The organism is Paenibacillus macquariensis, assembly GCF_900156375.1.
Lineage (GTDB): Bacteria > Bacillota > Bacilli > Paenibacillales > Paenibacillaceae > Paenibacillus_AQ > Paenibacillus_AQ macquariensis.
This window is the reverse complement of sequence record NZ_FTNK01000016.1, coordinates 83,071-95,503: the sequence shown is the minus strand read 5'-3', so window position 1 is coordinate 95,503 and position 12,433 is coordinate 83,071. Positions and strand designations below refer to the sequence as shown.

The window sequence follows — 12,433 nt, the reverse complement described above, 5'->3', positions numbered from 1 at the left end:
TTTTGTTCTAGTCGTTTCCAAACATGCTATCTTACAAATACAATATAATCCGTGCTAACAGGTTCAATACCATCTGCTCGAAGTCCTGAGTTAATTTGTCCTCGATGATACTGTCCATGAAGGGCTACATGAGTCAAAATATCGCGTATAGAACTCTTGAACTCTTCCCCTTTACTATTGGTGTATGTTATTAAGTTGTCTAGGTCCGTGTTGGCTAACTCCGTAAGATATGTTGTGAATCTTGCTACATTTTGTTTACTAAGTTTTGCACAGACTTCTATATCACCATCCGACCAGATCGGCATTTGTGAACTATCCATTCCTTGTAATCTAGTTAACCATACTTGTTCTGCATTTAGAATATGAAGAAATAAACGTACCTGTTGGTCCCGAACTTCAATATTTTGCAAGGTTTCTAGCATGCGTTGATTCGCCCAATTTAAATGTTCAAACATCTTTTCAATTGTTCTCAATGCCGCCGCCTCCTAAATGATCAATCACTTTTTAAATATAAATTCTATACAAAGGAGTTCTACCCCTTCTTATTCTCATCATATTCCATTTATTTAAAATAATATAAAACTTCATTCTAAGGTACATGATAGAACTAAAGGAAGCATATTCGCCAACACGGCAATTATGCTTCCTTATAACATACGAGCTTTTCAATTATTGCGGAATTGCTTGCTTTTCACCGGATAAGCCCAGTGTGCGTGCTGTTGAAGTTTGAATTTCCTGCATAAGCTCTGAGTTTTCCAGCATAGACAAGCCATAAGAAGGAATCATTTCTTTTAACTTCGGCTCCCACTCTTTGATATGTTGCGGGAAGCATTTATTTAATATCTCAAGCATGACAGAAACCGCGGTAGAAGCACCTGGAGAAGCTCCGAGCAATGCAGCTATCGATCCATCAGCGGCACTAATCACTTCCGTACCAAATTGAAGCGTTCCTTTGCCCGCAGCAGTATCTTTGATAATTTGCACACGCTGACCGGCTAGTACCAACTCCCAATCCTCTGCTTTGGCGTTCGGTACAAATTCCTGTAAAGCTTCCATACGTTTTTCTTTCGATAACATCACTTGCTTGATCAGGTATGTTGTCAATGAAACGTTCTTCACACCTGCTGCCAACATCGTTACGAGATTATGCGGCTTTACGGAAGTTATCAAATCAAGCATTGAACCGTATTTCAGAAACTTCGGTGAGAAGCCAGCAAACGGTCCAAAGAACAACGATTCTTTCTCGTCAATCACTCTTGTATCAAGATGCGGTACCGACATTGGAGGAGCACCAATCGCTGCTTGGCCATATACTTTTGCACGATGCTTCGCTACAATTTCAGGATTCTTACATACCATAAATAGCCCGCTTACTGGGAATCCACCAATCCCTTTACCTTCAGGGATGCCGGATTTTTGTAGCAGATGTAGACTTCCTCCTCCTCCGCCAATAAAGACGAATTTGGCAGTATGGCGTTCGACGGTATTGCTATCGACATTACGCACTTTCAATTCCCACGAACCGTCGCTAGTACGTTTAATATCATCCACATTTTGTTTGAATTTGATATCTACGTTGCTACTCTTTAATTGGTCGAACAAGATGCGCGTTAAAGCGCCAAAGTTAACATCCGTACCAGAGTCAATTTTTGTAGCCGCTATAGGATTATTTATTACGCGGTCTTTCATCATAAGCGGAATCCATTCCTTCAGTTTCTCGGGGTCATTGGAGAATTCCATCCCTTGAAACAGAGGATTGTTAGACAATGCTTCATAACGTTTCTTTAAGAACGTTACATCTTGTTCCCCTTGTACAAAGCTCATATGGGGTACTGGCACGATAAAGTCCCGCGGATTACGTATCAGATTACTTTTTACAAGATAAGACCAGAACTGCTTGGAAAGTTGAAACTCTTCATTAACCTTTACAGCCTTGCTAATATCTATGGAACCATCCGGTTGCTCGACGGTGTAGTTAAGCTCGCACAGTGAAGAATGCCCTGTTCCTGCATTATTCCATTCGTTAGAGCTTTCCTCTCCTGCGGTATCGCGCCTTTCCAGAACTGTAATTTTCCAGTCTGGTACTAGTTCTTTCAGCATTGACCCCAAAGTAGCACTCATGATTCCAGCACCAATTAAGATAACGTCCGTTTTAGTTTGTCGGTTGCTCATGTTTACCGTCCTTATACCCTAGAATTTGCAGAAAGAATGTAGGCGCCACAGCAAGTAAGGGCGTGACCTGGTCACATATCTTTTCTGGATAAAAATTTAACCTATATCATAGTGTATCACTATTATTTGTAGATTAAAATATTAATTTTTACAATATCACACAATTCCATTCCCGCTTCGCAGGCTAATTTCAGAATAACTTTTCGGACAGACGAATGACTAATAAATGTTGCTTATATACGATGTTATGAGCAGTATTTTATTTATCTGACGTGGTATTTGATTAGGCTTCCTCTATTAAATCAATTATCCCTTTATTTGTGAAAAGGATCACCGTGAACGCTATCAACGAAGTTTAAAGGACACCCTATTGGATGCCCTTTATGGAACACAAGAATAATAATCTGACAATTAAACCTGAAAAGAACGCATGCTTCCGATAACGAGTATGTCGCCATTCTCTAGCCCTATAAGTCACCTCGGTATCAGATCGGAATTCCCCACAAACGCACAGTATCTCTATCTTGAGCACGACACAGCTGCAGCGTCGGGATAGTTTTATGCCCTACATTACAGATCATATGGATTCCCTTTATCAATGTCCTTAGGAAATTCTTCATTTAAGAGTTGCAAAAATACTTTTTGGGTTGAAGAAACATATTCTTTTTTACTCCTTTGTAAAAGTCCAATCGGAATATAAGGATTCATCATATGGACTGGAATGGTCACAACATCAGCTGATAGAGGTAATGATGAAAGAACAACTCCGACAGAAGGAATTTTTTGTACAAATGGCACAATTGAAGAAATTTGACTGACCGTATAAAAAAATGGCTTTGAAGAAAATCGAGAGAGCTCTTTATCCAACCGGATATGATACAAGCAGTTGGCTCCGCCAACGATAAGGGGATACTCAAACAAATCCTCCAGGGAGAGATCACTTTTCTCGGCAAAAGGATGATTCTTAGATACAATAAACGTGATTTGTTCGATATTAATGGGTTCAAAATGTAAGGTAGATATAGAGTGTGGTTCCCCACAGATCGCGAAATCTAGTGAGTTATTCATTAAGGCTTTTGAGAGAGAGTCTGTATTCCCAATAATAAAATTACAAGTTATATTCGGTTTATGCTCACGGAATTTTTGAAGGACAGCGGGCAGTATGCTAGCTGTTAAAGTTTCTATAACGCCGATATTCAGTGTGCCAATTTCTTCTTTTTCTAAAGACTTAGCCTGTTCCAACACATAATTCCAATGTTGAATCAATGCGTCTACTTCCTCTGCGTATATTTTACCGGATGCAGTTAATACGGCATCCCACCCTCTTTTAAAAAGCTTAATCCCTAATTCCTTCTCTAGCCTTTGCACCTGATTGGTCACCGTAGACTGAGCGTAATTCAACTTAGTAGCAGCCTTTGAGAACGATCCTTCTTCAATAATAGTACGAAATGTAGTTAGTTCTTTGAGATCCATGAGCATTCAACTCCATCTACAAAATTGAATATATTTATGATATTTATCAATTATACGAATAAAGAATGTTGATGTAAAATCAAGTTATCAGTTGAGGAGGTGGGATTTACAAGATGCCATTCGTCCGAGTAAGTTACTTGGAAGGTCAATACACGGATAAGGAATTGCCTGTAATTAGCCAGAGTATAATGAACGCACTGATCGAACATTTTAATGTCCCAGAAAATGATTATTTCCAGGTCTTTCATGCTCATAAAAAGAGTGAATTTTATTACAGTACAGATTATTTGAATGTATCCAGAACAGATCAATTACTAAATATCCAAATTACACTTGGGTCGGGAAGAAGCAGAGATCAAAAACGAAGCTTCTATAAAGGATTAGCTGAGCTATTGTCAGCACAATGCAAAATTAGGGAAGAAGAGGTATTGGTTATGCTGATTGAAACAGAATTAGAAGATTGGACATTTGGAAAAGGACTCGCACAAATGATTTTATAAGTGATTTGGTATCCATATCTATGGAAGAAGGAATAAAGATGAAGCATAAACCCATCACATCGACCGCTAGAAAAACAATTGGAGATTTTGCTCCGGCCTTTGTCAGTTATACGGAAGATGTTCTTTTCGGTGATGTGTGGAGAAGAGAAGAGTTGTCTCTAAGGGAAAGGAGTCTCGTTACGGTATCTGCATTAGTAGCTGGCGAACATACAAGTCAGCTCGTCTATCATCTCAAGCTTGCCAAGGAGAATGGTCTTTCGGAAGCCGAACTGATCGAGGCCATAACACATCTTGCCTTTTATGTGGGGTGGCCGCGAGCAGCTTCAGCAATTAATGTTGCTAAAGAAGTTTTTTTGAATGAAAAGGAAAAGTAATTATACTTGGTGTCCTATAATTAGAATTAATAATCTATCCTCAGAATTAAGCATTCCTTTATAGTCGCTCTGGCAAATGATTCCGGGTGTTGCATTGACTCCTGCATTGTATTATATTTGATCTATCAACAATTGATACGTCAACTATTGATGCATCATATAAATTACAGTCACCTAGAGAGGACCATACAACAATGAGTAATTTTCAGAAAACAAATGATTTCAATGAAATTGTCTATGGACGTCGATCCATTAAGAATTATGATCCGAGCATAAAGATCAGCCGTGAAGAAATGGCGGAAATGTTAGCAGAAGCAACCATTGCTCCGTCTTCGGTCAACATGCAGCCTTGGCGTTTTGTAGTCATTGATAGCGAAGAAGGGAAAAACACGCTTGGCGATCTGGCTAAATTTAATAAAGATAAAGTATTAAGTTCATCTGCGGTCATTGCTGTCTTTGCGGATATGAATAACTTCGACTATTCCGAAGAAATTTTCGGTAAAGCTGTTGAGCTTGGATATATGCCTAAGGAATTGAAAGATTATCAACTAAATGCGTTCAAACCTATGTACGCAGCGATGTCCGAGACAGCTATGAGAGAAACCATCATACTTGACGCTGGCCTTGTATCGATGCAACTTATGCTTGTCGCACGTGCACACGGCTATGACACCAATCCCATTGGTGGTTATGAGAAAGACCAAATAGCAGAGACATACGGGCTTGATAAAGATCGTTACATTCCTATTATGCTGATTTCAATCGGTAAAGCAGCAAGTGAAGGATTCCAAACGTACCGATTGCCTGTTGAAACGATAACTACTTGGAATTAATGCGTTTCAGTTGTAAACCACTACAGCACCTCGGAGGTCAATGATGACATGTTTATTTTCGGATCAAGAAAAGATCTTACATCTACTGAAGGGGCTTAGCAACCAAATCAATCCTAAGTTCGAACGTTGTACAGGCATTAGCTCATCACGATATGAACTCTTATATCACCTTTATCAAGTCGATGAAGTGAATCAGTCTACCTTACAAAAAGCCGTAAACATCGATAGCGCAGCCATTACCCGCCATTTAAAACAACTTGAGGTTGATGGGATGGTAGTAAGAAGTAAAATAGCTTCGGATAATCGTGTTACTCTCGTTCGTTTAACGGAGGAAGGTCGCAATAGGATCTTAGGTTACAAGGAAGAGAAAGTTAGATTCGTGAATACGATGTTGAATGATTTCAGCAAAGAGGAACTCGACATGGTCACCACGATGCTCAACAGAATGCAAAACAATATTAGTGAATTATAAAATATATATAATAAAGGATGATCATCAATGATAATTATACATGCCAACCTACAAGTGAAACCTGACCAAGAACAAGCATTTTTAGAAGAAATGAAATCTCTTCTCCCCCTAACTAGAGCAGAAGAAGGCAATATTAGCTATGAGCTAATGAAGAATACGGAGAAAGAACATCACTACACAATGGTTGAGCTGTGGAAAGATGTTGAGGCGACTACGTCACATAATACAAGTGCTCACTTCACTGCTTTTGTTCAGAAAGCCCCAGTATTCATGGCTGCACCTATGGATCTAAAAGTATTCGCAGGCGAGCCTGTAAATCGTTAATTGTTAGCGACATAATCATAAAAACTCGTCTTGTGCTTAGAATGCACTGGACGAGTTTTTTCATGATTCTATTGTAATAGATACGATACTTAAACTTATTCTAATCATAATATTTCCATCGTTTTTTCAAAAAGGCTACGAATTTGACGCATCAAGAATAGAGAGAGTTCAAAATAAACCACAATGAGTAAATAAAAGATACAAATGTAAAAATCGGAAACTAGTTTGTGCACACATTCGTACTTTATAATAACGTTATAGGAGCTCTTAGATATAATAAAGTTGAACCACAGTGAACGTATGATCCGCCAAATGATGTGGATACGGACAGATTGGATTCAAGCTCTTCATATTTCAACCCCTACTTCTTGGGAGGATGTGCTAAACGTTTTGAAAGCGTTCACATAAGAAGGTCCGGATGGTAACGGCAAGTAGGATACAGTTGGTGAGGCACAATAAACTATTTAAGTATAGTCTGTTTAATTATTTAGTATAGAAGCGTTTAACGTTTTTATAAATATGAACAAGAGGAGTATGAAACCATGAGAGTAAAATACAAAAAACATTTGACTGTTGCTTTAGCATCTATCTTATCCGTTGGTATGATTCTACCTAACGCTACAATCGTACATGCGGGTGGTGATACTCTCCCTCCTCGCATGGGTGAACAAGGCTATAAGGGTAAAAGTCAACCCGTTTATCATGGGTACCGTAAACAGAATATCCTGGATTGGACTCCTAAATCAGATGAGTACTATGAATTTATGAGAGCTGAAGTACCGCTTCAGAAACGAAATGAAGCCTTTAAACCAACACAGGCTAATCCTATGTTGGATCAGGAAGTTCAAAGCTTGCTCTTAACAGGTGATTATGGCAATGAGTTTTTTAATCCAACCATTTATAATGATCAATTCGCCCAATATCTGTTTAACTTTTGGCAATATGTTGATTATACGGCATCCTGGCATGGTGTAGTGACGAATCCAACACCGGACTCCCTATTTAATCCTGAAGGAGAATGGTGGGAGCGCGAATATGAGTTTGGCGTGATGAATCTTCCTAACCCGGCATATACCAATGCCGCTCACAAAAACGGTGTTAAAGCATTAGGTGCTATTTTCTTCCCAAGATCAGAGCATACGGATGACTTTATTTATAAAGACGAAAATGGACGATTCCCACTCGCGGATAAATTTGTTGAAATCGCTAAGTATTACAACTTTGACGGCTACTTTGTGAATGCGGAAGAAAAACTTCCTGCCAGCTTTATGCCGGTATATGAAGAGTTTCTTCGTGCCTTGACTTCACAGGGGATTTACGTTCAAGTCTATGCTTCTAACCTTTATGGACAGGAGAACGAAAGCAAGTGGGGTAAAATAGATTACTACAATAAAAACGCTAAGGAGTTCAGCAACTGGATCAAGAACCCTACCGATGAAACCGTTGCTGCTCATTCCCTGTACATGAATCCGGACCCAAGTAAAGCAATGGTGGACGGTTCCGTGGAAACTATGAAGTCATTAGGTCTGGATCCAAGAAATACAGTGTTTAATACGTTTGAAGCCGGTCAAACCGGGTTTAGTGGCATGCGGGGATCCTTATACAACACTTACGATGAAAATCTGGTACCTAGAACAGGCATAGCTTCCCTGGGTAGCTCTACGGTCTATGAGCATTTGGATGAACAGCTCTTTGGTCATTCGGGACCTAATAAGTACACAGAAAACAGACGCGGCAACCCCGAATACTACAAGTATATTGCTGCAAGAGAAAGAGCATGGTATTCAGGTGCAGCTAATGCTCCAACATATGCTGAAGGAAAAGGCACACTTGATTCAGCTGACATGACTCATGATGAATTGCTTGGTGCGGTTCTAAATGCTACCCCTGACCCTGTTAAAACTGCCAATGATCCTAACCGTGGAAAGCCAGACGAGGGTAAGGATAACGAGGGTAAGGAATATAAGACATGGCCAGGTCTAGCAGCATTCATCTCGGAAAGATCCGTTATTAACGGTTCCAACTTTAACACCAACTTTAATACCGGACATGGTATGCAGTATTTTGTAGACGGTCAAGTTTCAAATGATCATGAATGGGCAAACATCAATATCCAAGATTACTTGCCAACATGGCAATGGCGCATTGATACAGAAGGCACACGGTTAAATGTAGATTATGACTATGGAAAGAAATATAGCGAAGGACATGACTATACCCAGGTTGGTGCGTATAATGGTGGCAGTTCTCTAGTAGTCTTCGGTGATCTAGATGCAACGAACTTTGTGAATCTTTACAAAACTAAAATGGATATTAAAAAAACTTCCAAGTTAAACATTACTTATAATAAACCATCTGCTACCGATGCAAGTAGCGTTAAAGTAGGATTGATATTTGAAGACGCTCCATCCAAAGTGGAATACGTTCAAATTCCAAGCGGTGCTAACAAAACGACCAAAGGATGGGATGAAAAGAACCTTAACTTGTCTGCTTATGCTGGTAGAAGCTTAGCCGCTTTCGGTTTGGCCTTTACACCGGAGAAAGGTGCGATAAAGAATTACCAATTCAACGTTGGTGAAATTAAAATTACGGATGGCACTGTAGCTAAGCCTAAAGCTCCAACAGGCTTGAAAATCGATAAATCCTTCGATACTTCCGAAATGTATATCTCATGGGATTTGGAAGACTACAGCAAAGTACAGAAGTACAATGTATATGCGAAATATGACGATGGCAGAGAAGTATACTTAGGCGGAACCTATGACGACGCATTTTATATTAAATCCTTATACGATCCTAAGGGTAATGTTGAAATTAAAGTTACCGCAGTTGGCGCTGACGGAATTGAAGGCAAGCCAGCCGTAGTCAAAAAGGATTTCAGCAAAACAGTTAAAAACATTGAAACGACTGAACACGAGGGATCCATTTTCTTATCATGGAACACACCTCCCATAAAGCATGAAAAAGTAAAAGTAGATGTGAGCTTCAACTATTCACACGATGATGTATATTCAACTACTTTAGAAAAAGCAACGAATTCCGCTGAATTTGAAATTCCATATACAGATGGAAGTACGTATACCGTTAGAGTCTCGCTTTTGGATGCTAAGGGAAATGTGATTACTTACACGGATGATACTAGTGTGTTAAAAGATAATTATTCCGATGTATACGAAGGCGTAGCAACAATGAACGGTTCCTATGTTAAATTGTCTGGCCCAACATCCAATGACTGGTGGCATTTGTACGCATCGCAAAATGGCAAACCAATCACCTTTAAGGATGGGAAATCTTATGCTACAAGAGGTGTCGACGATTTAACCAATCTCAAAGTTGGGAGTACCTCTGGCGTAATTGAAGTGGTGCTGGAAGACTTCAGCGGCAATAAATCCGAGCCGGTTAAAATTCCATTTGGAACCCCAGCCGACAAGTAAGGAACTAAAAGATTTGAATCTGGAGCTGTCCCTTGAGTAGATTTTTCTACTTGAGGGATGGCTCCTTTGCGCTCGGATTTTTCTTTCCCACAGCCAATTCCCCCTGTAATTCATAACACAAAAAGTAACCCGTCCTATGAGATTGAAGAACTCACAGACCAGACTACTAGGATGGATATTTTAAGATTACAAATTATATCGATTTCTTGATTTTTAGCTGGTACCAACTTCTTAGAAGTCTTTAGTCTACTTTTTATTCGCTAATTGCTCTTGTGCGAGACGGATCATTTCCCGTACCATCGCGCCTCCAATTTTGCCACCAACTTGTCCGACTGATTCTGTAGTCAGACCTCCATTGTCACCTGGATGCAGAGGTACACCAAGCTCCTTAGCTACTTCATATTTCACATCGTCGGGCTGATTCGGATCAACCGCATATCCTTCGCGTTTCATTACGTCTGCTTTGAAAGCCTGCATCCCCTGTTCCACTCCTGGCACCACATATCTCCTGCTTCTTCTTGCCATCATGCTACACTCCCTTTTCCTCGGTGTCTTGTTCTAACATACCCAGAACTTTGGGGGATTATGATGTCCAAGATCGGAAACGGCGTAGTGCAAGTCGTAACGTTATTCTTTCATTAATTATCTCGTCCTACCTTCATTTCCGTTCTATACATTTTTTCTGCTTCAATAGGACTTTCTTTTGCCGTCATATGGTGGGGAATTACCCGGCATACTTGAACTGGTCCGCCGAATACAGCCGACCTATACTTGTCCACATGCTGCTTGGGTAAGGGGCGGTTATAATATCCGGGTACATATTTATTCATCATTTCCTGAAGTACATGAGTAGCTTCATCCAAATCTGTGATCGGCTCTGCTTGTCCAAATATCATTACGCTCATATAAGCCGTATCCGTCTTGGCAGGTACTGGATTCGTGATGGTTCCGTATTCCTCACATACCGTAAAGCATACCTCTGGATTTTCCTTCATGACTTGATTACGTCTTCCATCTCCAGCCCCGTGAAAATAGAGCTTCCCCTGCGTCCATACATAATTAAGCGGTACAACATATGGAAGATTCCCATCAACCAACCCAAGATACCCTGTTCTCGCTTGGTGAAGGAAACTTTCAATTTTGTCTTGATCCACACATTCCCTGATCTTGTAACGAACCGAATCCATTCAAAATTTCCCCTTTCATTTCATAAGATACTCATCCCGCTCCAATTGCCTTAAATACGATACTCTTCTAGCGTACGGCAACGGCCAGATTGCAAATACTAGTGTTATTACGGTAGTATATCAACGAATGGATTGCATTATAACATCCAAAGATTACGTTTTCGAACAATCCATAACTATTACTTAGGGTTGGATCTTCTATTGGGAGGTGTGTACGATGATGAAAGTCATTCGTAATGATAAGAGACCGATCTGGCAGCAATTGCTTGATCAAGCTATTTATAATATTACAAACGGGATTTGGGCCCCAGGGGAATTGCTGATTCCTTCCCGCGAACTGGCTCACATGGTAGGTGTCTCCCGCTCAACTATACAGATCGTCTATGAGGAATTGCTAAGTCGAGGGTATACCATTACATCTCGCCGGGGGGGAACACGAGTTAGTCAATGGAATCAAGTCACAGAATCGACGAAGGAAATAATAACAGATGGTCCCATTCCGCCTTCCCTTCCCTTGTTGAACTCGGCTGTCGATCAACTACATGACTGGTTCAGAGGCAAAGAACAACGAGAAGTGGATATTGATTTCAGTCCCCATGAACCCTATTTGGATGGGCAATTTCAAAAGAACTGGCGACAATCGCTTCTCCATGCATCCGCTGAAATGGATGAATCAAATTGGGCTTACGGTAATCCCTATGGCTTCACACCCTTACGTGAACAAATTCAGCGTTATTTATCACTTGAACGAGGCATCCATATTCAAACCAATCAGATTCTATTGACCTCAGGAGCTCAGCATAGTATTGACTTAATCGCACAGTCACTTTTATCTGATGGGGACACTGTCTCTGTAGAAGATCCCGGTTTTCCAGCTTCCTGGATGGCGATGAAATATCGGCGTATGAATGTGGTACCTGTTCCCGTTGATGAGTATGGTCTAGTGGTTGAGCATATTCACCCACAATCCAAGCTGATTTTTGTTACTCCTTCGCACCAGTGCGCGGTCGGAGTCGTTATGTCCGAGCCGCGCAGGCAACAATTGCTACATAAGGCTACTAAAGATCAATCGTGGATCATTGAAGACGATTATGATAGTGAATTTCGATATCGTGGGGATCCACTTCCAACGCTGTTTAGCCAAGCACCTCAGAATACCTTGTACCTCATGAGTTTTTCTAAAATGATTGCTCCAGGCATTCGTATTTCGGCTATCGTTGGATCAGTCGAGGCCATTGCTCAACTAGCTAGGGTACAGGAGCTGACTTACCGTCATCTGCCGATTATGGATCAGCTAACACTAACCCACTTCATCAAGAATGGGCATTTCATGCGCCATATGAGAAGAGTCAGAAATGTGTACCGACGAAGACACGAAGCGATGACAAAGGCTATTATGGCTAGCGGATTAGGGGAACGTTTCACACTAAGTGGAGCAGAAACGGGATTGCATATGTTACTTGAAGCTGAAGAATCATACGACGAAGAAACGGTGACAACGTTAGCCCTTCAACAGGGAATACGTGTATATCCTCTTGGACCCTATTGTTTGGAAAGCACACGAAAGGGATGGGTATTGGGGTTTGCACAAGTAGATGAAGCATCGATTGAACAGGGGATTCATCGTCTTTCGGAGTTGATTTTATGTGAGTGAATGTTACTTC

Annotated in this window: 12 protein-coding genes; 7 read left to right on the top strand and 5 right to left on the bottom strand. The window is 40.6% G+C overall.

All coding sequences use genetic code 11. The features are described from left to right. Window positions 1–26: 26 nt before the first annotated feature. From BW961_RS22705 to BW961_RS22695, 3 genes are all read right to left on the bottom strand, one after another. Window positions 27–473 carry a DinB family protein gene (locus BW961_RS22705; RefSeq protein WP_068589201.1) on the bottom strand — a complete coding sequence of 149 codons (447 nt, stop codon included), beginning with the start codon at window positions 471–473 and terminating at the stop codon, window positions 27–29. A gap of 196 nt (window positions 474–669) precedes the next feature. Continuing rightward, the gene (locus BW961_RS22700; protein ID WP_068589202.1) at window positions 670–2,172 is read right to left on the bottom strand and encodes a malate:quinone oxidoreductase; all 1,503 of its coding nucleotides are present in this window, start codon (window positions 2,170–2,172) and stop codon (window positions 670–672) included. Window positions 2,173–2,742: 570 nt separating this feature from the next. Continuing rightward, window positions 2,743–3,645 carry a LysR family transcriptional regulator gene (locus BW961_RS22695; RefSeq protein WP_068589204.1) on the bottom strand — a complete coding sequence of 301 codons (903 nt, stop codon included), beginning with the start codon at window positions 3,643–3,645 and terminating at the stop codon, window positions 2,743–2,745. Window positions 3,646–3,758: 113 nt separating this feature from the next. Between BW961_RS22695 and BW961_RS22690 the strand changes: the two genes are divergently transcribed. From BW961_RS22690 to BW961_RS22665, 6 genes are all read left to right on the top strand, one after another. Further along, a complete protein-coding gene (locus BW961_RS22690) occupies window positions 3,759–4,145 on the top strand; it encodes a tautomerase family protein (protein ID WP_068589206.1) in 387 nt (128 codons plus the stop codon). Window positions 4,146–4,183: 38 nt separating this feature from the next. Further along, a complete protein-coding gene (locus BW961_RS22685; RefSeq protein WP_068589216.1) occupies window positions 4,184–4,519 on the top strand; it encodes a carboxymuconolactone decarboxylase family protein in 336 nt (111 codons plus the stop codon). 194 nt (window positions 4,520–4,713) lie between these two features. Next, window positions 4,714–5,352 (top strand): nitroreductase family protein, encoded by a 639-nt coding sequence (locus BW961_RS22680; RefSeq protein ID WP_068589219.1) that lies wholly within the window; start codon window positions 4,714–4,716, stop codon window positions 5,350–5,352. Window positions 5,353–5,395: 43 nt separating this feature from the next. Then, complete coding sequence (locus BW961_RS22675; RefSeq protein WP_068589222.1) at window positions 5,396–5,824, top strand: MarR family winged helix-turn-helix transcriptional regulator; 429 nt, start codon at window positions 5,396–5,398, stop codon at window positions 5,822–5,824. A gap of 27 nt (window positions 5,825–5,851) precedes the next feature. Further along, window positions 5,852–6,148, top strand: a complete 297-nt coding sequence (locus BW961_RS22670; protein WP_068589226.1) for a putative quinol monooxygenase — start codon at window positions 5,852–5,854, stop codon at window positions 6,146–6,148. A gap of 542 nt (window positions 6,149–6,690) precedes the next feature. Beyond that, window positions 6,691–9,582, top strand: a complete 2,892-nt coding sequence (locus BW961_RS22665; protein WP_068589229.1) for an endo-beta-N-acetylglucosaminidase — start codon at window positions 6,691–6,693, stop codon at window positions 9,580–9,582. A gap of 246 nt (window positions 9,583–9,828) precedes the next feature. Here BW961_RS22665 and BW961_RS22660 read toward each other — a convergent pair whose 3' ends face one another. Together BW961_RS22660 and BW961_RS22655 are read right to left on the bottom strand one after the other, a co-directional pair. Further along, on the bottom strand, window positions 9,829–10,107 hold the full coding sequence (locus BW961_RS22660; protein ID WP_068589232.1) for an alpha/beta-type small acid-soluble spore protein: 279 nt from the start codon (window positions 10,105–10,107) through the stop codon (window positions 9,829–9,831). Between the two features lie 113 nt (window positions 10,108–10,220). After that, entirely contained in the window at window positions 10,221–10,769 is a 549-nt protein-coding gene (locus tag BW961_RS22655) for a pyridoxamine 5'-phosphate oxidase family protein (RefSeq protein WP_068589235.1), read from the bottom strand. A 217-nt stretch (window positions 10,770–10,986) separates the two neighbouring features. Here BW961_RS22655 and pdxR point away from each other — a divergent pair, with 217 nt between their 5' ends. After that, entirely contained in the window at window positions 10,987–12,423 is a 1,437-nt protein-coding gene (gene pdxR / locus BW961_RS22650; protein WP_068589238.1) for a MocR-like pyridoxine biosynthesis transcription factor PdxR, read from the top strand. The last annotated feature ends 10 nt before the right edge of the window (window positions 12,424–12,433 follow it).

What these genes read in the sequence shown, in the direction of transcription:
- BW961_RS22665 (WP_068589229.1), top strand. Translation starts at nt 6,691, where the DNA reads ATGAGAGTAAAATACAAAAAACATTTGACTGTTGCTTTAGCATCTATC.
- pdxR (WP_068589238.1), top strand. Translation starts at nt 10,987, where the DNA reads ATGATGAAAGTCATTCGTAATGATAAGAGACCGATCTGGCAGCAATTG.
- BW961_RS22655 (WP_068589235.1), bottom strand. Translation starts at nt 10,769, where the DNA reads ATGGATTCGGTTCGTTACAAGATCAGGGAATGTGTGGATCAAGACAAA.
- BW961_RS22690 (WP_068589206.1), top strand. Translation starts at nt 3,759, where the DNA reads ATGCCATTCGTCCGAGTAAGTTACTTGGAAGGTCAATACACGGATAAG.
- BW961_RS22670 (WP_068589226.1), top strand. Translation starts at nt 5,852, where the DNA reads ATGATAATTATACATGCCAACCTACAAGTGAAACCTGACCAAGAACAA.
- BW961_RS22685 (WP_068589216.1), top strand. Translation starts at nt 4,184, where the DNA reads ATGAAGCATAAACCCATCACATCGACCGCTAGAAAAACAATTGGAGAT.
- BW961_RS22675 (WP_068589222.1), top strand. Translation starts at nt 5,396, where the DNA reads ATGACATGTTTATTTTCGGATCAAGAAAAGATCTTACATCTACTGAAG.
- BW961_RS22660 (WP_068589232.1), bottom strand. Translation starts at nt 10,107, where the DNA reads ATGGCAAGAAGAAGCAGGAGATATGTGGTGCCAGGAGTGGAACAGGGG.
- BW961_RS22695 (WP_068589204.1), bottom strand. Translation starts at nt 3,645, where the DNA reads ATGGATCTCAAAGAACTAACTACATTTCGTACTATTATTGAAGAAGGA.
- BW961_RS22680 (WP_068589219.1), top strand. Translation starts at nt 4,714, where the DNA reads ATGAGTAATTTTCAGAAAACAAATGATTTCAATGAAATTGTCTATGGA.
- BW961_RS22700 (WP_068589202.1), bottom strand. Translation starts at nt 2,172, where the DNA reads ATGAGCAACCGACAAACTAAAACGGACGTTATCTTAATTGGTGCTGGA.